Origin of the sequence: Neotabrizicola paludis (genome assembly GCF_044142105.1) — a bacterium.
GTDB lineage: Bacteria > Pseudomonadota > Alphaproteobacteria > Rhodobacterales > Rhodobacteraceae > Pseudogemmobacter.
In genome coordinates, this window is sequence record NZ_JBGTYM010000006.1 from 185,398 (window position 1) to 207,260 (window position 21,863).

Here is a 21,863-nt window from a genome sequence, read left to right on the forward strand (position 1 = left end):
ACCTCACGGGTCCACATTGTAGGTCATGCCATCGACCGACAGCGCCTGGCCCGAGACCATGCGCGCCGCGTCCGAGGCGAGGAAAAGCGCCATATCGGCGACGTCTTCCGGGTTGGTCAGTTGTTTCAGCGCCGTGCCGGAGGCATAGCCCTGGCGAACGGCATCGGGTGTCATGCCCTTGGCGCGGGCTTCCGCCTCGATCACCTGGTCGATGCGGGGACCGTTCACCGAGCCTGGGCAGATCGCATTGGCGCGGATACCATGGGGGCCAAGTTCCATCGCCACGGTCTTCATCAAACCAATCACGCCCCATTTCGCCGCCACATAGGGCGCGCGGAAGGGGGTGCCATAAAGGCCGGAGGTCGAGGAGAGAAAGACCATCGCCCCCTTGCCGGCCGTTTTCATCAGCCGCGCCGCACCGCGCGCCGCAAGCATGGCGCCGTCAAGATTGACGCCAAGACATTGGTGCCAGCCTTCCAGCGGCATGTCCTCGATCGCCGCCGTGGGACCCTTGATCCCGGCATTGGCGACCAGCACGTCCAGCCCGCCCCACTCCGCCGTGAGTTCGGCAAAGAGCAGATCCATCGCGGGTTCCGAGGCCGCATCGCAGAGCGTGCCGCGGATGCCCGGCGGCAGGGCCGCAATCATGGCAGCGTCAACATCCGTCACCCAGACCTGATCGCCATGGGCGGCAAAGGCCCGGGCCATCACCAGCCCGATGCCATTCGCCCCTGCGGTGATCAGGATCCGGCGGATCACTTCTTCTGCCCCACGGCGCGGCCGGCGCCTTCAGGAAGGGGCAGGCCCGCCTGGGCCTCGGCGATCGCCTTGAGCTTGGCCCAGACCTGCGGCGCGGCCGGGGCCGACTTGCCCGCCGCCATATCGACATGGAGGCAAAGTTGCTCAACTGTGGCAACCACTTCCTTGCCTTTCTTCACCTGCACAAAAGAGCGGAAGCGCTTCTCGTCGGCAGAGAGGATCTGCAGAGTGCAGGTCAGACGGTCGCCCAGTTTCGCTTCGCCCAGATGGCGGATATGGGTTTCGGCCGAATAGAAGGAATGGCCGCCGGCGACATAGTCCATACCCGCCCCGATCAGGCGCAGGAAATTGTCGACCGCTTCGGAATTGGCGAAGTAGTAGCGGCTTTCGGTCATGTGGCCGTTATAGTCGATCCAGCCCGGCAGGACCTGCAGCTGGGCCATGACCAGCGGTTCGGCTTTCGGCCCGCTGTCAAGATCGCCCAGGAAGGTGGCGGCGCGGCGTTCGTCATGTTCGCGCAGCACCTTGCCGGCACCCCAGTTCCGCTCCTTCAGCGCACGCAGGAAGCCCACCAGGTTCTGATCGCGGATCCGTTCCAGCTCGCGGATGCCATACATGCCCGATTGCGCGTCGGACTGGTTCGCCACCAGATCGACCAGCTCGTCGTTGAATTCGGGCACGTCCATCAGCTTGGTCCAGGGCCATTTCAAGGCCGGGCCGAATTGCGCCATGAAATGCCGCATGCCCGCCTCGCCGCCGGCGATGCGATAGGTCTCGAACAGGCCCATCTGGCCCCAGCGCAGGCCAAAGCCCATGCGGATCGCCTCGTCGATTTCCTCGGTCGTGGCGATGCCGTCCTTGAGCATCCACAGCGCCTCGCGCCAGACGGCTTCGAGGAAGCGGTTGCCGATGAAGGCGTCGATCTCATGCCGGATCACCAGGGGGAACATCCCGATGTCCTTCATGATCTGCACCGTCTTTTCAACGGTTTCCGGGGTGTTCTTCGGGCTGCCCGAGACCTCGGAAAGCGGCAGCAGGTAGACCGGGTTGAACGGATGCGCGACGATGATGTTTTCCGGCGCAGGGCTGCCCTGTTGCAAGTCGCTGGCCTTGAAGCCCGAGGTGGATGAGCCGATCAGCACGCCGGGATTGGCCTGTTGCAGCTGGGCATAGACCTTGTGCTTCAGCTCGATCCGTTCGCTGACGCTTTCCTGCACATATTCCGCACCCTCGACCGCCTCGCCGATCGTGCCGTGGAAGGTCAGTTTCCCTTCGGGCGGCATCGGCACATCCGACAGCGCCGGCAGCGCCAGCCGCGCGTTGGACATGACGGCGGCGATCTTGCGTTCCGCCTCGGGATCGGGATCGAAGACGCCGACATCCCAGCCATTCAGCAGGAACCGCGCGGCCCAGCCGCCGCCGATCACCCCACCCCCGATAATTGCAACCTTGCGCGCCATTTCGGCCTGTCCTCGCATGAAGAATATTCGATTAGGTAAAGCGGCGCCGGGCTACTTCGCCATCGGCGCCCGCTTTTCCAGCTTCAGCCGCGCCCGCACCTCGGCCGGGGTGATCACCCGCGCGCCCAGGTTCTCGATGATCGTGGCGGCGCGTTCCACCAGTTGCGCGTTGGTGGCCAGCACGCCCTTGTCCAGCCAGAGATTGTCTTCCAGCCCCACCCGCACATTGCCGCCCGCCAGCACCGAGGCCGCGACATAGGGCATCTGGTGGCGGCCCAGCGCGAAGGCCGACCAGTGCCAGTGCTTGGGCACGTTGTTGACCATGGCCATGAAGGTGTTCAGGTCATCCGGCGCCCCCCATGGCACGCCCATGCACAGCTGCACCAGCACCGGGTCGGGGATGACGCCCTCGTCGGCCAGGGCCTTGGCCAGCCAGAGATGGCCGGTGTCAAAAGCCTCGATCTCGATCCGGGTGCCGCTGGCCACCATGCGTTTCGCCATGTCGCGCAGCATGCCGGGGGTGTTGACCATCACGTAATCGGCTTCGTTGAAATTCATCGTGCCGCAGTCGAGCGTGCAGATCTCGGGCCGGCAGTCGACGACATGGGCGACGCGTTCCTCGGCCCCGGCCATGTCGGACTTGGCGCCCATGCGGTTCATCGCTTCGGTGCCGTCGAACAGCAGGTCGCCGCCCATGCCGGCGGTCAGGTTCAGCACCACGTCGGTGTCGCTGTCGCGGATACGCTCGGTGACTTCGCGATAGAGCGCCGGGTCGCGGGCGGGCTTGCCGGTTTCGGGATCGCGGACGTGGCAATGCACCACCGCCGCGCCCGCCTTGGCCGCCGCGATGGCGCTTTCGGCGATCTGCTGGGGCGAGCGGGGAACGTGGGGCGAGCGGTCCTGCGTGCCGCCCGAGCCGGTCACGGCACAGGTGATGAAGACTTCGCGATTCATGGTCAGCGGCATGGGGCCCTCCTGTCTTGGGCGGCAGATTAGCCCCCTTGTGCGGCGATGTTTTGCGATTTACGAAATTACCATGACGGAAAACGCGATCTTCACGGCGGCGACAGGGCCGCTGACCATGGCGCTTCTGGTACTGCCGCAAGCCTCGATCCTTGAGGTCGCCTCGGCGCTGGACCCGTTGCGCAACGCGAACCGGCAACTGGGGCATGAGGCCTATCGCTGGCGCGTGGTGACGCCGGATGGCGCGCCGGCGCCGCTGACCTGCGGGTTATCGTTGCCGTCCTCGGGGCCTTTGTCGGCGGCGGTGGGGGCCGAGGCGCTGATCGTGATCGCGGGCTACCGGCTGCAAGAAGCGGTGACGCGACCCCTGATCCGAGACCTGGCCCGCATCGCGCCGCGTTTCGCGCTGGTGGGGGGCGTGGATGCGGGGCCCTGGGTGATGGCGCGGGCGGGGCTGCTGAACGGCTATCGCGCCACGGTGCATTGGGAGGATCTGGAGGATCTGGCCGCGAGCTATCCGGAGGTCGAGGTCGTGCCCGACCGCTATGTGATCGACCGCAACCGCGCCTGCATCGGCGGCGCGGCCCCGGCGCAGGATTTCATGCTGCATCTGATCCGGGCGCGGCATGGCGCGGCGCTGGCACGGCAGGTGGCGAATTCCTTCCTGACCCGCGCCCGGCCCGGGGCCGAACCGCAGATCGCGCCGCCCGCGCTGGACCCGGTTCTGGATCCGCGCGTCGCGGCGGCGCTGGCGCGGATGGAGGCGCGGATCGACGCCCCTGAAACGGTGGCCGAGACGGCGGCGGCGGTCGGCCTGTCGCCCCGGCGGCTGGAGGCGCTGTTCCGCGCCGCCCTGGGCATGCCCCCCGGCGCGCATATGCTGGGGTTGCGGCTCCAGGTGGCGCGGCGCATGCTGACCGAGACCCCCCATCCCTTGGCCGAAGTGGCGCTGCGCACGGGGTTTTCCAGCCCGGCCACCCTGAGCCGGGCCTTTCGTGGCGCTTTCGGCCATGCACCCGGGGGATTGCGCAAGCCAAAGGCCCGGAAGACCTGACGGTCAGGCCGGTTCCAGAAGGCCCCTGCCCTTCAGCAGCGCCTCGACGCCGGGCATGCGGCCGCGGAATTGCAGGTAAAGGGCTTCGGCCTCTTCGCTGCCACCCGCCGAGAGGATGAATTTCTCCAGCTTCTGCGCGGTCTGCGGATCGAAGGGATCGCCCACCTCTTCGAAGGCGGCGAAGGCATCGGCATCCATCACCTCGGACCACATGTAGCTGTAATAGCCCGAGGAATAGCCGTCCCCCGAGAAGACATGGGCGAAATGCGGCGTGGCATGGCGCATGCGGATGGCGTGGGGCAGGCCCAGGGATTCCAGCACTTCCGCCTGTTTCTGCATCGGATCGGCGGGGGGCGGGCCGCTGTGAAACTCAAGATCGACCATGGCGGAAGAGACAAACTCCACCGTGGCGAAGCCCTGGTCATAGGTGCCGGCCTCGAGAAGACGCTTGAGCAGGTCGGCCGGCATGGGTTCGCCGGTCTGAAAGTGTTTCGCGTGTTCTTCCAGGACCGAAGGAACCTCAAGCCAGTGTTCGTAAAGCTGGCTGGGCAATTCGACGAAATCGCGCGCGACGGAAGTGCCCGAGATGAAGCCATAGGTCACGTCGGAAAGCATCTGATGCAGCGCATGGCCGAATTCGTGGAACAGCGTGCGGGCATCGTCATAGGACAGAAGGCAGGGATCGCCCTTGGCGAAGTTGCAGACATTGACCACGATGGGGCGCTGATCGCCGCCCAGCTTCTTCTGGCTGCGCATGGCGGAACACCAGGCACCGGAACGTTTCGAGCCGCGGGCGAAATAATCGCCCAGAAAGACCGCGATATGCGCGCCGTTGCGTGTGACCTCCCAGCCGCGGACGTCGGGGTGGTAGAAGGGGCCGGGGATCTCGTGGAATCCGAGCCCGAACAGCCGATGGGCGCAGTCGAACATCGCGCCCAGCATCGCATCCAGCGACAGATAGGGTTTCAGCGCCGCCTCATCCAGATCATGTTCGGCCTTGCGGCGCTTTTCCGAATAATAGCGCCAGTCCCAGGGTTCCAGCGGGCCGGAGATGCCATCGGCCTGCAGCATCGCCTCGAGCACGGCGCCATCAGCCAGCGCCTTGGCGCGGGCGGGTTGCCAGACCCGCATCAAGAGATCGCGCACGGCCTGCGGCGTCTTGGCCATTTCGGGTTCCAGTTTGAACTGTGCGAAATCCGCATAACCCAGAAGCTGCGCCCGCTCGTGACGCAGCGCGAGGATTTCCGCTGCGATGCCGCGATTGTCGGTGCTCCCGCCATTCGCGCCGCGCGCGACCCAGGCCGCATAGGCCTTTTCGCGCAGCGCGCGCCGGGGTGAGAATTGCAGGAAGGGCACGATGAGCGAGCGGTTGAGCGTCACGACCGGGCCGCCCAGGCCCCGCTCCTGCCCCGCTGCCCGCGCCGCTTGCACCACGAAATCGGGCAGGCCTTCCAGATCGGCTTCGGCCAGATCCATGTACCAGCTGCGCTCATCGGCCAGAAGGTTCTGGCTGAACTGCGTGCCCAGCACGGCAAGCCGCGCCTTGACGGCGGTCAACCGCTCGGCCTTCTCCCCTTCAAGCGCCGCGCCCGAGCGGACGAACATGCGGCGGTAAAGGTCGAGCACGCGGCGCTGTTCCGGCATCAGGTCGAGCGTTTCGCGCACCTGCCACAATGCCTCGATCTTGGCGAAAAGCGGCTTGTTGTTGGTCACTTCGCTGGAAAAGGCGCTGAGCTTCGGCGCCAGGACGCGCTGCAATTCCTCGCGCGCCTCGTTGGAATCCGCACCGGCGAGATTGTAGAAGACGCCCGAAACCCGGTCGAGATCGGTTTCGGCCAGTTCCAGCGCCTCGATCACTTCTGCAAAGCTTTGGCCCGGCCCCTCGGCAATCGCCGCAATCGCCGCGCGCGCCCGGGCCAGCGCCTCGTCAAAGGCGGGCAGGAAGTCCGCGTCCTTGATCTCGGCAAAGGGCGGCAGGCCAAAGGGCGTGTCCCAGTTCTGCAAAAGCACGTTCATCGCCCTCTCCTTCGCCATTTCATCTTGGCAAGAAATACTCGGGGGGTCCGGGGGCAAGGCCCCCGGGGCTTCACATCAGCGCGACCGCATCCTGGCCTCGACCCGCCGCAGCAACAAGGACAGGCCGATCGTCATCATGAGATAGAGCAGCGCCGCGACGTTATAGGTCTCGAAATAGCGGAAATTGCCCGCCGCCGTCACCTTGGCCAGCTGGGTGATGTCGGCCACGCCCAGAACCGAGACCAGCGAGGAATCCTTCACCATGGCGACGAAATCATTGCCAAGAGGCGGCAGGATCAGGCGGAAGGCCTGCGGCAGGGTGATGTGGCGGAACCGTTGCCAACCCGACAGGCCCAGCGCCTGCGCCGCCTCGATCTGGCCCACAGGCACGGCCTGAAGCCCGGCTCGGAAGATCTCGGCCAGAAAGGCGGAATAGGCCAGCATCAGCGCGATCACCGCGCGGGCGATCAGGGGAAAGTCGCGCGGGCGCCAGACCTCTTCGCCCGCCAGCGCGTTGACCCCGGCGACCAGAGCGGGCGCCAGCGCGAAAGCGACATAGAGGAGAAGCACGATGATCGGCACGCCGCGCATCACCTCGATGTACAACCGGGCGATCTGGCGCAGGATCAGGTGGCGCGAGAGCGACATCACCGCCAGGCCAAGCCCGATCAGGCAGGCGCCAAGATAGGCGATGACCGCGACGGCAACGGTCACGCCGATGCCCTTGGCCAGCGTCTGCAAGACGGCGGTGTAATAGTCGCGCGAGAGGACTTCCCAAAACAGCCAGAGGCTGGTGAACACAAGGATCACCAGCCACCAGGGGAAATCTTCGTCCCTTTTGCCTTGCGGGCCCAGCATCGGCCCCCTGCCCCGTCTTGCGCCCGGATCAGTTGCCCATGGCGTAGTCGAGGAACCACTTCTTGTTCAGCGCCTCGAAGGTGCCATCGGCCTTGAGGCTGGCGATGGCGGCATTGATCGGGGCCACAAACTCGGATCCCTTGGGGAAGATGAAGCCGAATTCCTCGGTGCCAAGCGGCGCGCCCACGATCTTCAGCGCCCCGTTCGAAGCGGCGACATAGCCCGCGCCGGCGGTGCCGTCGGTCAGGACCAGATCGACATCGCCCGCTTTCAGCGCCTCGACCGAAGCGCCGAAGGTTTCAAAAAGCTTGATGCGCGGGTTTTGCTCATTGCCGTCCAGCACGGAATAGACGGCGGTGTAGAAGGGCGTGGTGCCCGCCTGCGCGCCGATCAGCAGGTCGGCATTGGCACCGAAGCTGGTGGCATCGGTGAAGCGGGTCTCGTCACCGCGCACCAGCATGACCGATTCCGAGGTCATGTAGCTGTCCGAGAAATCGACCTGCTCTTTGCGCTCATCGGTGATGGTGATGCCGGTCATGCCCATGTCATACTGGCCTTCGGCCACGGCGGGGATCATCGCCTCCCAGGAAGTGTTCTGATAGGTGACCTTGAGGTTCAAGCGCTTGGCGATCTCGGCCATGGCGTCATATTCCCAACCCACCGCCGCACCGCTGCCATCGACGAATTGCAGGGGCGGATAGGCGTTCTCGGTGACGACGACGATTTCCTTGCCGGACAGGTCGGGCAGGTCCTGGGCAAAAGCCGCGGCAGCGGCAAGAGACAGCGCGACGGCGCCGAAGGCGGCGGAGAGTTTCATGGGTCAGGCTCCCGTTTGGTTTCACCCAGTTAGCCCGGCCCGCCGGGCGCTTGCAAGCGGGTGCGGACGGCCGGCGACAATCGCAATGCGGTCAAGGACTGCCGCAGACCGGGCAATCGGGGCGTTTCTTGACGGTGATGGTGCGAGTCTCGGCATAAAGCGCGTCATGGATCATCAGGCGGCCCGTCAATGTTTCGCCCGCACCGGTCAGGTGCTTGACCGCCTCCATCGCCATCATCGCGCCGATCACGCCCGGCAAGGGCGAGGCGACACCCGCCTCGGCGCAGGTCGGCACCATGCCGGGGGCCGGGCGCACCGGGAAGACACATGCATAGCAGGGCCCGCCCGACGCCGGATGCCAGAGCGAGAGCTGGCCTTCCCATTGCGTGATGGCGCCCGCGATCAGCGGCTTGCCCAGCGCGGCGCAGATGCGGTTGACCAGATAGCGGGTGTCGAAATTGTCTGTGCCGTCCAGCACCAGATCGTAGTCGGCGATCAGTTCTTTGGCGGTCTTCTCGTCCAGCCAGCGGTGGTAGGGCAGGATTTCGATGAAGGGGTTCAGCGCCTGCAGGGCCTGTTGCGCCGAAAAGACCTTGGGCATCCCGACCCGGTCTTCGCTGTGGATGACCTGGCGTTGCAGGTTCGACGACTCGACAACATCGGGGTCGATCACCCCGATCCGGCCTACGCCGCTGGCGGCGAGGTAGAGAAGCGCAGGCGCGCCAAGACCGCCGGCGCCGACCACCAGAACCTTCGCCCCTTTCAGCGCCTTTTGCCCCGGTCCGCCGATTTCGCGCAGCAGGATGTGACGGGCGTAGCGGTCGAGTTCCGCGGGCGAGAAGCTGCCAGAGGCGGCGGGGGCTTTGGCGGGCGCGGCGCGGGCCTTGAGGCGGCTCAGAAGCGCCAGATAGCCCGCGACCAGCACGGCGAGGGCGCCAAGCAGCACCCAGAGCCGGAAATCGCCGCCCAGCGTGGCGGCAAGGCCGGGCGCGCCGATGTGCGGGGCAGTGGCAAGCACAAGGAACGCCCACCAGAGGGCAATGAGGCCAAGCGCCAGCGCGCGCGGCCAGCCGAACCAGCGCGACAGGCCCCAGATCGCAGCAAAGCCAAGAAGGCCGATCATCTGTCGCCCATCATCGTTTTCCGGTGGAGCCGAAGCCGCCCTCGCCCCGATCGGTCGCCTCAAGGGCTTCGACCAGCACATAGGCGGCCCGGATCACCGGCGCGATCACCGCCTGCGCCACCCGGTCGCCGTGGCGGATCGTGTAATCCTCAGCGCCAAGATTGATCAGCGCCACGCCCAGGGGGCCGCGATAATCACTGTCGATCGTGCCGGGCGTGTTCGGCAGGGTGATGCCATGTTTGGTGGCCAAGCCCGAGCGCGGGCGGATCTGCATCTCGTAGCCGTCAGGAATGGCGACGCGCAGGCCCGTGGGGCAGATCAGGCGCTGCATCGGCGCAAGGGTCACGCCCTGCGACCGGATTTCGGGCGGCAGGTTGGCGACAATATCAGCCCCGGCGGCGCCTGCGGTCTGGTATTCCGGCAGCGGCAGGTCGGGATCGGCCCAGCTTTCGCGCAGGATCTGGACGGTGACGCTCATGCCAGAGCCTCTGCGATGCGTTCGGCCAACCGGCGGGCGACCATGGCTTTCGGCATCCGCTCCCAGGTCTCGGCGCCCGCTGCGCTGATCAGCGTCACCGCATTCTCGGCCCCGCCCATGATCCCGGTCGCCGGGCTGACATCATTGGCGACGATCCAGTCGCAGCCTTTGCGCAGCCGTTTGGCGCTGGCGTGATCCACCACCTTCTCGGTTTCGGCAGCGAAGCCGACCACCAGCCTTGGCCGCTGCGCGCCTTTCGATACGGTGGCGAGAATGTCGGGGTTCTCGGCAAATTCCAGCGCGGGCGCGCGGCCAGAGCCGTCCTTCTTCATCTTCTGCGCGCCCTGATTGGCGACACGCCAGTCGGCCACCGCCGCCGCCATCACCGCCGCATCGGCGGGCAGCGCCGCCTGCACGGCGTCCAGCATCTCGCGCGCGGTTTCCACGCTGACGACCGCCACGCCCTGCGGCGGCGGCACTGTGGCGGGGCCGGTGATGAAGGTCACGCGCGCCCCAAGATCGCGCAGCGCGGCCGCCAGAGCCGTGCCCTGCGCCCCGGACGAGCGGTTGGCGATGTAGCGCACCGGATCAATCGGCTCATGCGTGGGGCCGGAGGTGACAAGGACATGCCGCCCCGCCAGCGGTCCGCCGCCCAGGGCCGCCTCGGCAGCGGCAACGATGTCCAGCGGTTCGGCCATGCGGCCTTCGCCCGCCTCGCCCGCCTCGGCCATCTCGCCCCGCGCCGGGCCGATGAACAGCACGCCATCCGCCGCCAGCGTGGCGCGGTTGCGCAGCGTGGCCGGACGAGACCACATGCGCGGGTTCATTGCCGGGGCGATCAGCACCGTCTTGTCGGTGGCAAGAAGAATGGCGCTGGCAAGATCGTTCGCCAGCCCATTGGCAAGTTTCGCCATGAGGTCGGCCGTGGCGGGCGCGACGACGATCAGATCTGCCTCGCGCGCCAGGCGGATATGGCCGACATCCTGCTCGTCCTGCCGGTCGAAAAGATCAGTGAAGACATGGTCCGCCGTCAGCGCACCAACCGACAGGGGCGTGATGAATTGCTGGGCGGCCTGGGTCATCACGGCGCGCACGCGCGCGCCCCTTTCCCGCAAGCGGCGGATCAGGTCGAGCGCCTTATAGGCCGCGATGCCGCCGCCGATGATCAGAAGAATGCGCTTGTCCGCCAGCATATGCCACCTTTCGTTGCGCCGACCCTAGGCCCGCGCCGGGGCAAACTCAACCGTCCGAAGGGGGTGCAAAGGCGGCGCAGGGGTCCGGGCGCGGCGCGGGCGCGGTGACGAGCCAAAGGTCGAAGGGGGCGCCGACACCGGGGTCTTCCTCGGCCTGGCCGATCGCCAGCACGCGCAGCCCCGGCGCGGCAAGGGCAAGGGCGGCCGGAACGCCGCGATCCTTGCGGGCATGTTCAGTGCCGGTGATCACGGCGACCGGGCCGCCGGTCTCCTGCATGGCCTGCAGAACGGCACGTGCAAGGGTGGCATCGCGCAGGCGCTGCGCCTCGACCATGCCATCCATCATCTCCATCGGCATGGCACCGCAATGGGCGCTGAACTGTTCCTCCGCCCGGGCTGCGGCCTCGGCTTCGGGCAGCGGCTGGTCAAGGCCGTATAGGGCGGCATCGGCACCGAAGACCGCTGACGCACCCTGCGAGACGGCAAGCCGCGCCTGATCGCGCTCGACCTCGCCGCCATAGATCCGCGCGGCAGGCGCGGCGAGGAAGATCGGATGATAGAGCGCGAAATCGGGCCAGCCGGAGCCTTCCCAGCCGAATGCCGCCGCCAGCGCCTTGGGATCGTTGCGGTCGGCGGGGGCGCGGGCGGCCTCGGCTTGTGTCAACATCTCGAAGACCAGCGCCCTGGGCTGCAAGGCCGCCACGGCGCGGGCCTGATTGGCATGATGTTCGGGATTGTCATGCACCTCGCCCAGCACCACCACATCGGCGGCGGGCAGATGGTCGAGGGCCGCGGGATCGATCCGTTCGGCCAGGGCCGGGGTTGCGCAGAGAAGAAGCAGGGACAAAAGACGCATGCCCCCTGATGCACAATGCGCAGCGCGGCGGCAAGACGAAGGGCTCTGGTCGCGCGCGAAGGCGGCGGATAGGGTCCGGCCATGCAGATCGACCTTCCCCAACTGACCCTTGTGACCGGCGGCGCCCGTTCGGGCAAATCACGCCATGCCGAGATCCTGGCCCGCGCCACCGGCCTGCCCCGCCGCTATATCGCCACGGCCCAGGCGCTGGACGATGAAATGGCCGACCGCATCGCCCAGCACCGCGCGGATCGCGGCGGCGACTGGGAGACCTTCGAGGCACCGCTGGACCTTGGCCCGGCGCTTGCCGTTGCGCCGCCGCATAGCGTCACGCTGGTCGATTGCGCGACGCTGTGGCTGACCAACCACCTTCTGGCCGGGCATGACCTGCCCGCCGCCATGGCCGATCTGCGCGCGGCGATCGCGGCCTGTGCGGGCCGGGTGATCGTGGTGACGAATGAGGTCGGCTGGGGCATCGTGCCCGGCGATGCGCTGTCGCGGCAGTTCCGCGACGAACAGGGACGGCTGAACCAGCGGCTGGCGCAGGATGCCGGGCTGGTGGTGGCGGTGATGGCGGGCCTGCCTTTGGCGCTCAAGGGCCAGTTGCCCGCCCTGCCCCCGGATCTGGCATGAGCCGCTTCTGGCTGGTCCGCCATGGCCCGACCCATGCGAAAGGCATGGTGGGCTGGACCGATCTGCCCGCCGACCTGTCGGATCATGCCGCGTTGGCACGGCTGAACGCTCATTTGCCGGCGGTGCCGGTGATCTCTTCCGATCTTTCGCGCGCCGTGGCCACCGCCGACGCCCTGGCCCCCCGCCCGCGCTTGGCCCATGACCCGGCCCTGCGGGAAATGCATTTCGGCCGGTGGGAGATGCGCGGCTGGACCGAGGTCGAGGCCGAAGACCCGGTGCTGGCCCGCGCCTTCTGGGAGCGGCCGGGCACGGTTTGTGCCCCCGGCGGCGAATGCTGGGATGCGCTGACCGCGCGGGTGGAAGGCGCCCTGATCCGGCTGGCGCAGGAGACCGATGAGCTGATCGTCGTCGCCCATTTCGGCATGATCGTCGCGGCCGTGCAACTGGCCGAAGGCCTGTCGCCCGAAGCGGCACTGGCGCATCGGATCGACAATCTGTCGGTCACAAGGGTCGAGTTCGGACCGGGCACCCGGCGGGCGGGGCCGATCAATCACATTCCGTGATGGACGGCGCCACAATTCGTCGTTTCCCGAGGTTTGTCTGCGCGCCTATCCTGCCGCCAGTGATGGAGATGTGGCATGACCTATGACCTTGTGATCGGCGACCGCGGCTATTCCAGCTGGTCCTTGCGTGGCTGGCTTCTGTTCGATGCTTTCGACATTCCGGTCCGCACCCATTCCGCCCGTCTTTACACCGACGAATTGCCGAAACTCTTGCAGGACTATCGCCCCGCCCGCACCGCGCCCACCATGCGCACGCCGGAAGGCGCGGTGGTGCCCGAGACCATCGCCATCGCCGAGGAGCTGGCCACCCGCCATCCCGAGGCCGGGCTCTGGCCCGAAGCGCCGGTGGCGCGGGCCACGGCCCGCGTGCTGGCCGCCGAGATGCATGCGGGCTTCGTCGCCCTGCGCAGCCATTGCCCTATGAATCTGCGGGTGAGCTATGAGGACTGCGCCCCGACGCCCGAGGTTCTGGCCGATCTGGCCCGGCTGGAGGAGATCTGGGCCTGGGCGCGCGACGCGACGGGCGCGCGCGGCCCCTGGCTGTGCGGCGAGTATTCGGCGGCCGATGCCTTTTTCGCCCCGGTCGCGGGGCGGATCGCGGGATACAATCTGCCGGTCGGCCCGGCCGCCATGGCCTATGTGAATGCCCATCTTGCGCATCCCTCGTTCCGGCGCTGGCGGGCCATGGGGTTGGTGGACGGAGCCGATCAGGCCTTCTACCGCCGCGACTACAAGCGGCGCGACTGGCCCGGTCCGGTGCCGCTGCCCGCCCGCGCGGTGGCGGGGACCCAGGCCGAGAATGCCGCCTGCCCCTATTCCGGCAAGCCGATCACCCATGTGCTTGAGGTTCAGGGCCGCCGCTTCGGTTTTTGCAACGCCTTCTGCCGCGACAAGACCGTCGCCGATCCGGAAGCCTGGCCGAAGTTCCGCACCCTTCTGGCGGGCGAGCTGGCCTGAACGCCAGGGGTGCGATTTTTCGACGAAAAATCGGCCTTGGCGGGCGGATCTTTACCTTCCGCTAACCATTGACCGACTACCGATTAACCAAGGTTAAACGGAGTCGGGTATGGTGGCGCGGGCCTATACGGTGGCCTTCGAGGGGATCGAGGCCCGCATGGTCGAGGTGCAATGCGCCGTCACCACCGGGCCGCCGACCTTCGCGCTGGTCGGACTGCCCGACAAGGCGGTTTCGGAGGCGCGCGAAAGGGTGCGGGCGGCGCTGCAATCGCTATCGATCGCACTGCCATCGAAGAAGATCACCGTGAATCTCTCGCCCGCCGACCTGCCGAAAGAGGGCAGCCATTTCGATCTGCCCATCGCGCTGGCGCTGCTGGCGGCGATCGAGATCATCCCGAAGGACGAGATCGAACATACCGTCGCCTTGGGGGAATTGTCGCTGGACGGGCGGTTGATGCCCGTTCTGGGCGCCCTGCCCGCCGCGATGGCCGCAGCGGAAGAGGATCGCGCGCTTCTCTGCCCGCGCGCCTCGGGGGCGGAGGCCGCCTGGGTGGGGGCCGCCGAAGTGCTGGCGGCGGGGTCTCTGGACGAGGTGGTGCGACACTATACCGGCCAGGCGCCCCTGCCGCCGGCCCGGGCGGGCGAGGTGGTGCCGGGGCCCTCTGGGCGCGACCTGCGCGATGTGAAAGGCCAGGAACGCGCCCGCCGCGCGCTGGAGATTGCCGCGGCGGGGCGGCATCACCTGATGATGATCGGCACGCCCGGTTCGGGCAAATCCATGCTGGCGGCGCGTCTGCCGGGCATCCTGCCGCCCCTGACCCCGTCCGAGGCGCTGGAGACCTCGATGATCCATTCCCTGGCGGGGTTGCTGAACGAGGGCGGCATCTCACGGCAAAGGCCGTTCCGCGAGCCGCATCACACCGCGTCGATGGCGGCCATCGTCGGCGGCGGCAAGGGGGCGAAACCCGGCGAGATCAGCCTGGCGCATAATGGTGTGCTGTTTCTGGACGAGTTCCCGGAATTTCCGCGCGCCGTGCTGGAAACCCTGCGCCAGCCGATCGAGACCGGCGAAGTCATGGTGGCGCGGGCCAATGCCCATGCGCGCTATCCCTGCCGCTTCCTGCTGATCGCGGCGGCGAATCCGTGCAAATGTGGCTATCTGAGCGATCCGTCCCGCGCCTGCGGAAGGGCGCCGCTTTGTGGCGAGGATTACCTCGGCCGCATCTCGGGGCCTCTGATGGACCGTTTCGACCTGCGCGTCGAAGTGCCGCCTGTGGCCTATTCCGATCTCGACCTGCCCGCGACAGGCGAGACTTCTGCCAAGGTCGCGGCACGGGTGGCACAGGCGCGGGCGGTGCAGGCCGACCGCTTCGGTCCGGGCAGCGGGTTGCGGGTGAATGCCGATCTGGAAGGCGAGATGCTGGAACACCATGCCGCGCCCGATGCCGAGGGCCGGGCGCTGATCTCGCAAGTGGCGGAACGGATCGGGCTTTCGGCGCGCAGCTATCACCGGGTCTTGCGGGTCGCGCGCACCATCGCCGATCTCGACGGGGAAGAGGCGGTGCGGAAACGCCATATCGCCGAGGCGGTCTCGTTCCGGCTGGTCAGCGCGAAAGGGGTTTGAAAGCGGACTCGTCGAGAGGAAGACAGGCCGCAGGCCCCGGAGAAGACCGCTCAGCCCGCCCGTTTCGCCTCGATCGCCTCCCAGATCTTCGCGGCCGTGTTCGTGCCGTCGAACCGCTCCAGTTCCTGAATGCCGGTGGGCGAAGTCACGTTGATCTCGGTCAGCCAGTCGCCGATCACGTCAATGCCAACGAAGATCTGCCCCTTCTCGCGCAACACGGGGCCGATGGTGCGACAGATCTCCAAATCGCGCTCGGTCAGGCCCACCTTCTCGGGCCGCCCGCCGACATGCATGTTCGAGCGCGTCTCACCCGCCTGCGGCACCCGGTTGATTGCGCCGACCGCTTCACCATCGACCAGGATCACGCGCTTGTCGCCCTTCGCCACGGCAGGCAGGAATTTCTGCACGATCAGCGGCTCGCGCGAGAAGCCGGTGAAAAGCTCGTAAAGCGACGAGAGGTTGCGGTCATTCTCGTCCAGCCGGAACACCCCCGCCCCGCCATTGCCGTAAAGCGGCTTGAGGATGATGTCGCCATGCCGTGCCTTGAACGCGCGGATCGTGGCCAGATCGCGGGCTATGGCGGTGGGCGGCGTCAATTTCGGGAACCGCAGGACCAGAAGCTTCTCGGGAGAATTGCGCACCCAGAACGGGTCGTTCACCACCAGCGTCTTGGGATGGATCATGTCCAAGAGATGGGTCGAGGTGATATAGGCCATGTCGAAGGGCGGATCCTGGCGCAGCCAAACCACGTCGAAATCACCAAGATCGACCTCTGTCTCTGCGCCATAGCTCACATGGTTGCCGATCTCGCGGCGCAGCTCGATCGGGAAGCCGCGCGCCATGACGCGACCTTCGACAAAGGCCAGCTTGTCCGGCGTGTAGAAGAACAGCGCGTGGCCACGCGCCTGCGCTTCGAGCGCGATGCGAAAGGTCGAATCGGCGTTGATGTTGACCGACCCGATCGGGTCCATTTGCAGGGCGACTTTCAGGGCCATGGCGCGCTCCGTTCTCGGCTCGCGCCTTTCTGGCGCATTGTCGCGCCCGATGCAAACCGCCGGCGGGACGATCAGGGCAGGAAGAAATCTTCGCGGATCGCGACCTGCCCCGTGCCGTCGACCGTCGCCAGATGATACTGGCGGTCGATGAAGGGCTGGCCCAGCACCTGATCGACATATTCCTCGACCGCAAGGCAGATGCGGCCTCGTTGCGCCGCATCGAGCCGTTCTGCGGCAAGATCATGTGTTTGGGCACATTTGACCTCGACGAAGATCAGACCTTCGGGGCCGTCGAACACAAGGTCGATCTCGCCCGAGAGCCCGCGCCAGCGCCGCGCAAGCACCTTCTGGCCAAGCTGAAGGTAATGGCGTTCGACGCCCGCTTCGGCGGCAAGGCCGGACAGGTAGGCCCGCTTTCCGCGCAAGCGACGGGTTTCGGCAAGGTCGGGCGCAAAGTCGAAGGGCATCTGGTTTTCCCGGGTTCAGGCCTTGGCCAGCGCCAGCGCGGCCTGATAGACCTCGCGGCGCGGCGCCCCGGTAGTTTGCGCGACAAAAGTTGCGGCATCCTTTACGGACATAGTTTGTAGCGCGACCCGCAGGGCGGCTTCGATCGTCTCGGCCCCGGCCGCCTGTGGGGCGGCGCGATCAAGGCAAAGCACGATCTCGCCTTTCGGATCGCTCTCGCCCAAGGCGGCCAGAATCTCGTCCAGCGTGCCGCGGATCACCTCTTCATGCTTCTTGGTCAGTTCCCGGCACAGGGCCGCGCGGCGGGTGCCGCCCAGCGACGCCGACAGCTCGGCCAGCAAGCGCCGCACCCGGCGCGGCGATTCGTAAAGGACCAGCGTCGCGGGCACCGCGGCCATCTCGGACAGAAAGCGCGCCCTTTCGCCCGCGGCTGTCGGCGGGAAACCCGCGAACAGGAAGCGGTCGCTGGGCAGACCCGCTACGGTCAAAGCCGCCAGAACCGCCGAAGCGCCGGGGGCGGCGATGACCTTCTGCCCGGCCTCGGCCGTCGCGCGCGCCAGGATGAAGCCCGGGTCGGATACCAGCGGCGTGCCCGCTTCTGAGGCATAGGCGACCGATTTCCCGGCGGAGAGCGCGCCCAGGATGCGCGGCAGGACCTCGGCCTCATTATGGTCGTGGCAGGCGATCAGCGGGCGGCCCGCCAGCGCGATGCCGTGAATTTCCATCAGATGCCGCAGAGTTCGGGTATCCTCGGCCGCGAGGATGTCGGCCCCGGCCAGCACGTCCAGCGCGGTCAGGGTGATGTCGCGCGCCGCCCCGATCGGCGTGGCCACCAGATGCAGCCCGGGCGCCACCGGCCGCGCGCTTCCGCCCGTCCATCCCGACCTTTCCGCCGAGGTGCCGGAACCCGCCGTGCCGCTCATGGGTGACCCCGGCGCAAGTTTACTTCCCCTTCGGAACGCTTTAGCTTGCCCATGGTCATCGCGCCTGTCCTGTCGAGGGGGGAATCCCATGTTGTTCGCAATCCATCTGGCCCGCAAGTCCTTGGGCCGGTTCGCTCTTGTCCTTCTCGCCCCGGTCATGGCCCTGGTCCTGTCGGCCTGTGTGCCCGCAGGCGAGGGCGGCGCCCCCGCCCCCAAGGGCGGCAAGGTCACCGTGGCGCTGCTGGTGCCCGGCGGATCGGGCAATGCCTCGGACCAGATCATGGCCGACAGCCTGGCCAATGCCGCCCGGATGGCGGTGGCCGATCTTGGCGGCGGCGCGCAGATCGACCTCAAGGTCTACCAAACCGGTGGCAGCCCGGCCATGGCGGCCTCGCTGGCCACCCAGGCCGCCGATGAAGGCGCGCAGATCATCCTTGGCCCGGTCTATGCCGCCGAGGCCAATGCGGTGGGCGTGGCCATGGCGCCGCGTGGCATCAGCGTTCTGGCCTTTTCGAACAACACCGCCATCGCAGGCGGCAATGTCTTCGTCCTCGGGCCGACCTTCGAGAATTCGGCCCGCCGCGTCGCCGGCTATGCCGTGCGCCAGGGCAAGAACCGCGTGATGATCGTCGCCGACAAGAACACTGCCGGCGAGGCGGGCAGCGCCGCCATCCAGCGCGGCGTCGCCGCGGTGGGCGGCACGGTAGTGGCCTCGACCTCGTATGAATTCTCGCAATCGGGCATCGCCGCCGCGGCGGCGGGCATCGTCGCCACCGCGCGCTCGGCCGAAGCCTCGGCCCTGTTCCTGACGGCCGATACCGCGGGCGCCCTGCCCGTCCTGTCGCAATCGCTGGTGGCGGCGGGCCTCGACACGGCGACGATGAAATTCCTGGGCCTGACGCGCTGGGACATTCCGAGCCAGACCCTGTCGCTGCCCGCGCTGCAAGGAAGCTGGTTCGCCCTGCCCGATCCCAATCTCTATGCCCAGTTCCAGAGCCGCTACATGTCGGCCTATGGCGCGGCGCCGCTTCCGATTTCGGGGCTGGCCTATGACGGCATCGCCGCCATCGGCGCGCTGGCCAAGCAGGGCCGCGACCTGTCAGGCGGGTCGCTGACCCAGAATGCCGGCTTCGTCGGCGTCTCGGGCATCTTCCGGCTGCGTGCCGACGGCTCGAACGAGCGCGGGCTGGCGATTGCGGAAATCCGCCAGGGTCAGGCCGTGGTGATCGATCCGGCCCCCCGCAGCTTTGCCGGTGCCGGGTTCTGACCCGGCGCTGACCCAGAGCCAAAAGGCCAGACGTGCCCCAGGATCTCGACAAGCTGGCCCCGCCCCCGCTGCCGCCCCTGCCGGATGAAGGCCCGCCCTTGCCTTCAGCGGCGCCCCCGCTGGAGGCAAGGGCCGCCGAGATCGACCCCGAGGCCTTGACCGCGCGCATCCTGGCGGAAGTACCCGCGGGGACCGAGCCGCGGGAAATCCGGGCCATTGCCGTGCGCCAGATGGCCGAGGCCCGCAGCGCCGCCATGGCCGCGCTGGCGCTGGCCTTCGCCGAGCGCCCGCGCGAGGCGCGCCCGCTGGTGACCGCGATCTCGCAGGTGACCGACGCGCTGGTGACCACCGCCTTCGCCATCGCGCGCAAGTTGCACCCCTTGGCGAACCCCACCGGGCAGGAACGCATCGCCCTTCTGGCGGTGGGCGGCTATGGCCGGGCCGAGATGGCCCCGTTCTCGGACGTGGACCTGCTGTTCCTGACGCCCTGGAAGATCACGCCCTGGGCCGAAAGCGTGATCGAGAGCCTGCTCTACATGCTTTGGGATCTGAAGCTGAAGGTCGGCCATTCCTCGCGCACGGTGAAGGATTGCATCCGCCTTGCACGCGAGGACATCACCATCCGCACCGCACTTCTTGAGCATCGCTTCATTGTAGGCGACGAGGCGCTGGCGGGTGAACTGGCCGAAAAGCTGTGGACCGAACTTTTCCGCAACACCGGGCCGGAATTCATCGAGGCAAAGCTTGCCGAACGGGCCGAGCGCCACCGCCGCCAGGGCGGCCAGCGCTATGTGCTTGAGCCGAATGTGAAAGAGGGCAAGGGCGGATTGCGCGACCTCCAGACGCTATACTGGATCGGCAAATACCTCAACCGCGTGCCCAAGGCGGCGGGGCTGGTCGATGCGGGCCTGTTCACCCGTGAGGAATACGAGGCCTTCGCCCGGGCCGAGGACTTTCTCTGGGCGGTGCGCTGCCATCTGCATTTCCAGACCGGGCGGGCCACCGACATCCTGTCCTTCGACCTGCAACCCGAAGTCGCGGCGCGCATGGGCTATGCCGACACGCGCGGACGGCGCGATGTTGAGTATTTCATGCAGGACTATTTCCGCCAGGCCACCCGTGTGGGCGAATTGACCCGCATCTTCCTGACCGAGCTGGAGGCGCGCCACGCCAAGCGCGAGGCCAGCATCCTGGGCTTCTTCAAGCGCGGCAAACGGGTGAAACCGGGCTACCGACTGGTGCAGGGCCGCATCGACCTGCGGGATCCGCAGGATTTTCTGAAGGACAAGCTGAACCTGCTGCGCGTCTTCGAGGAGGCGCTGCGCACCGGCTATCTTCTGCACCCGAACGTCATGCGTCTGGTCGCCGCCAATCTGGATCTGATCGACGATGGAATGCGCGAGGCCCCGGAAGCGAAACGCATCTTCCTGGACCTGCTACTGAAACACGGCAACCCGGAACGCAGCCTGCGGCGGATGAACGAACTGGGCGTGCTGTCGGCCTTCATCCCGGAATTCGAGCCGATCGTCGCGATGATGCAGTTCAACGTCTACCATCACTACACGGTGGACGAGCACATCATCCAATGCATCTCCTGCCTGGCGCAGATCGAGCGGGGAGAGCTGGTCGAAGATCTGCCGCTGTCCTCGAGCATCCTCAAGGAAGGGGTGAACCGCCGCGTTCTTTACGTGGCCCTGCTGCTGCATGACATCGGCAAGGGCCGCCCGGAAGATCATTCTATCCTGGGCGCGCAAATCGCCCGAAAGGTCGCGCCACGCCTTGGGCTGAACGAAGAAGAGGCGGAGACCGTCGAATGGCTGGTGCGCTGGCACCTGCTGATGTCGGACATGGCCCAGAAGCGCGACATCGGCGATCCGCGTACGGTGCGCGATTTCGCCCGTGCGGTGAAAACGCGCAAGCGGCTCGACCTTCTGACCGTGCTGACGGTCTGCGACATCCGCGGCGTCGGCCCCGGAACCTGGAACAACTGGAAGGCGCAGCTTCTGCGCACGCTGTACAAGAGCACGACCGAGGCGCTTGAAGACGGGCTGGAAAGCCTGAACCGCGAGAATCGCGAAGACGAGGCCAAGGCCGCGCTGCGGGCGCAACTCTCCTCCTGGGATGCCAAGGACCTGCGTCACGAAACCGAGCGCCACTACGCGCCCTATTGGCAGGGCCTCCCGGCCGAGACCCATGCCGTTTTCGCCGAATTGCTGCGCGGGCTGGGCAATGACGAGATCCGCATCGACCTGCACCCGGACGAGGCGCGCGACGCGACCCGCGCCGCTTTCGCGCTCGCCGACCATCCGGGCATCTTCTCGCGTCTTGCAGGCGCTCTGGCGCTGGTCGGGGCCAATGTGCGCGACGCCCGGACCTATACGACCAAGGATGGCTATGCGACGCCCGTGTTCTGGATCCAGGATGGCGAGGGCAAACCCTACGAGGCCTCGCGTCTGCCGAGGCTGCGGCAGATCATCGAGAAGACGCTGAAAGGCCAGGTCATCGCCCGCGATGCGCTGAAGGACCGCGACAAGGTCAAGAAGCGCGAGCGCGAGTTCCGCTTCCCGACCCATATCACCTTCGACAATGACGGATCGGACATCTACACGATCATCGAGGTCGACACACGGGACCGGCCCGGCCTGCTTTACGATCTGACGCGGACACTGGCCAACAACAACATCTCGATCGTCTCGGCGGTGATCGCCACCTATGGCGCGCAGGTGGTGGACAGCTTCTATGTCAAGGACATGTTCGGGCTGAAACTGCACCAGAAGAGCCGGCAGGAAAGCCTGGAGCGCAAGCTGCGCCAGGCGATTGTCGAAGGCACGGAGCGCGCGCAGGGATGAAGGTCGTGGA

The 21,863-nt window shown here is 67.1% G+C and carries 20 protein-coding genes; 7 read left to right on the top strand and 13 right to left on the bottom strand.

Going from position 1 to position 21,863, the window contains the following annotated elements; all coding sequences use genetic code 11:
- Positions 1–3: 3 nt before the first annotated feature.
- Genes ACED67_RS14310 through bcoG form a run of 3 tightly spaced genes read right to left on the bottom strand, consistent with a single transcriptional unit; the run spans position 4 to position 3,185 of the window.
- Positions 4–756, bottom strand: a complete 753-nt coding sequence (locus tag ACED67_RS14310) for an SDR family oxidoreductase (RefSeq protein ID WP_395542453.1) — start codon at positions 754–756, stop codon at positions 4–6.
- A complete protein-coding gene (locus tag ACED67_RS14315; RefSeq protein ID WP_395542365.1) occupies positions 756–2,219 on the bottom strand; it encodes a carnitine 3-dehydrogenase in 1,464 nt (487 codons plus the stop codon). Before ACED67_RS14315 ends, ACED67_RS14310 begins: the two co-directional genes overlap by 1 nt.
- 51 nt (positions 2,220–2,270) lie before the next feature.
- Positions 2,271–3,185 (bottom strand): 3-dehydrocarnitine:acetyl-CoA trimethylamine transferase BcoG, encoded by a 915-nt coding sequence (bcoG, locus tag ACED67_RS14320; RefSeq protein ID WP_395542366.1) that lies wholly within the window; start codon positions 3,183–3,185, stop codon positions 2,271–2,273.
- 70 nt (positions 3,186–3,255) lie between these two features.
- On the opposite strand from bcoG, the gene ACED67_RS14325 reads away from it, so the two are divergent.
- On the top strand, positions 3,256–4,236 hold the full coding sequence (locus tag ACED67_RS14325) for a GlxA family transcriptional regulator (protein WP_395542368.1): 981 nt from the start codon (positions 3,256–3,258) through the stop codon (positions 4,234–4,236).
- 3 nt (positions 4,237–4,239) lie between these two features.
- Here the strand turns inward: ACED67_RS14325 and ACED67_RS14330 are convergent, their stop codons facing one another.
- The 7 genes from ACED67_RS14330 to ACED67_RS14360 form a co-directional block, all read right to left on the bottom strand.
- Positions 4,240–6,252, bottom strand: a complete 2,013-nt coding sequence (locus ACED67_RS14330) for a M3 family metallopeptidase (protein ID WP_395542370.1) — start codon at positions 6,250–6,252, stop codon at positions 4,240–4,242.
- Between the two features lie 75 nt (positions 6,253–6,327).
- Positions 6,328–7,110, bottom strand: a complete 783-nt coding sequence (locus ACED67_RS14335; protein WP_395542371.1) for an amino acid ABC transporter permease — start codon at positions 7,108–7,110, stop codon at positions 6,328–6,330.
- A 28-nt stretch (positions 7,111–7,138) separates the two neighbouring features.
- Positions 7,139–7,927 (bottom strand): transporter substrate-binding domain-containing protein, encoded by a 789-nt coding sequence (locus ACED67_RS14340; protein ID WP_395542372.1) that lies wholly within the window; start codon positions 7,925–7,927, stop codon positions 7,139–7,141.
- 91 nt (positions 7,928–8,018) lie between these two features.
- A complete protein-coding gene (locus ACED67_RS14345) occupies positions 8,019–9,050 on the bottom strand; it encodes a HesA/MoeB/ThiF family protein (RefSeq protein ID WP_395542373.1) in 1,032 nt (343 codons plus the stop codon).
- Positions 9,051–9,060: 10 nt separating this feature from the next.
- Complete coding sequence (gene dut / locus ACED67_RS14350) at positions 9,061–9,528, bottom strand: dUTP diphosphatase (protein WP_395542375.1); 468 nt, start codon at positions 9,526–9,528, stop codon at positions 9,061–9,063.
- On the bottom strand, positions 9,525–10,721 hold the full coding sequence (gene coaBC, locus ACED67_RS14355; RefSeq protein WP_395542377.1) for a bifunctional phosphopantothenoylcysteine decarboxylase/phosphopantothenate--cysteine ligase CoaBC: 1,197 nt from the start codon (positions 10,719–10,721) through the stop codon (positions 9,525–9,527). The genes dut and coaBC overlap by 4 nt, the downstream gene beginning before the upstream one ends.
- A 46-nt stretch (positions 10,722–10,767) precedes the next feature.
- Positions 10,768–11,577, bottom strand: coding sequence for a ChaN family lipoprotein (locus ACED67_RS14360; RefSeq protein ID WP_395542378.1), 810 nt, complete (start codon positions 11,575–11,577; stop codon positions 10,768–10,770).
- A gap of 81 nt (positions 11,578–11,658) precedes the next feature.
- On the opposite strand from ACED67_RS14360, the gene cobU reads away from it, so the two are divergent.
- The 4 genes from cobU to ACED67_RS14380 all read left to right on the top strand — a co-directional run bounded on the left by cobU (position 11,659) and on the right by ACED67_RS14380 (position 15,354).
- Positions 11,659–12,210, top strand: coding sequence for a bifunctional adenosylcobinamide kinase/adenosylcobinamide-phosphate guanylyltransferase (cobU, locus tag ACED67_RS14365; RefSeq protein ID WP_395542379.1), 552 nt, complete (start codon positions 11,659–11,661; stop codon positions 12,208–12,210).
- Positions 12,207–12,773, top strand: a complete 567-nt coding sequence (locus tag ACED67_RS14370; RefSeq protein WP_395542380.1) for a histidine phosphatase family protein — start codon at positions 12,207–12,209, stop codon at positions 12,771–12,773. The genes cobU and ACED67_RS14370 overlap by 4 nt, the downstream gene beginning before the upstream one ends.
- A 75-nt stretch (positions 12,774–12,848) precedes the next feature.
- Positions 12,849–13,730: a glutathione S-transferase N-terminal domain-containing protein gene (locus tag ACED67_RS14375; RefSeq protein WP_395542381.1), complete on the top strand. Its 882-nt coding sequence runs from the start codon at positions 12,849–12,851 to the stop codon at positions 13,728–13,730.
- A 109-nt stretch (positions 13,731–13,839) separates the two neighbouring features.
- On the top strand, positions 13,840–15,354 hold the full coding sequence (locus ACED67_RS14380; RefSeq protein ID WP_395542382.1) for a YifB family Mg chelatase-like AAA ATPase: 1,515 nt from the start codon (positions 13,840–13,842) through the stop codon (positions 15,352–15,354).
- 50 nt (positions 15,355–15,404) lie between these two features.
- Here the strand turns inward: ACED67_RS14380 and gshB are convergent, their stop codons facing one another.
- The 3 genes from gshB to rsmI form a co-directional block, all read right to left on the bottom strand.
- Complete coding sequence (gene gshB, locus ACED67_RS14385) at positions 15,405–16,349, bottom strand: glutathione synthase (RefSeq protein WP_395542384.1); 945 nt, start codon at positions 16,347–16,349, stop codon at positions 15,405–15,407.
- A gap of 71 nt (positions 16,350–16,420) precedes the next feature.
- Positions 16,421–16,816, bottom strand: a complete 396-nt coding sequence (locus ACED67_RS14390; RefSeq protein WP_395542386.1) for a YraN family protein — start codon at positions 16,814–16,816, stop codon at positions 16,421–16,423.
- A gap of 15 nt (positions 16,817–16,831) precedes the next feature.
- Entirely contained in the window at positions 16,832–17,737 is a 906-nt protein-coding gene (gene rsmI, locus ACED67_RS14395; RefSeq protein ID WP_395542387.1) for a 16S rRNA (cytidine(1402)-2'-O)-methyltransferase, read from the bottom strand.
- A gap of 88 nt (positions 17,738–17,825) precedes the next feature.
- Between rsmI and ACED67_RS14400 the strand changes: the two genes are divergently transcribed.
- Together ACED67_RS14400 and ACED67_RS14405 are read left to right on the top strand one after the other, a co-directional pair.
- Positions 17,826–19,004: a penicillin-binding protein activator gene (locus tag ACED67_RS14400; RefSeq protein WP_395542388.1), complete on the top strand. Its 1,179-nt coding sequence runs from the start codon at positions 17,826–17,828 to the stop codon at positions 19,002–19,004.
- A 98-nt stretch (positions 19,005–19,102) separates the two neighbouring features.
- The gene (locus ACED67_RS14405) at positions 19,103–21,853 is read left to right on the top strand and encodes a [protein-PII] uridylyltransferase (protein ID WP_395542454.1); all 2,751 of its coding nucleotides are present in this window, start codon (positions 19,103–19,105) and stop codon (positions 21,851–21,853) included.
- The last annotated feature ends 10 nt before the right edge of the window (positions 21,854–21,863 follow it).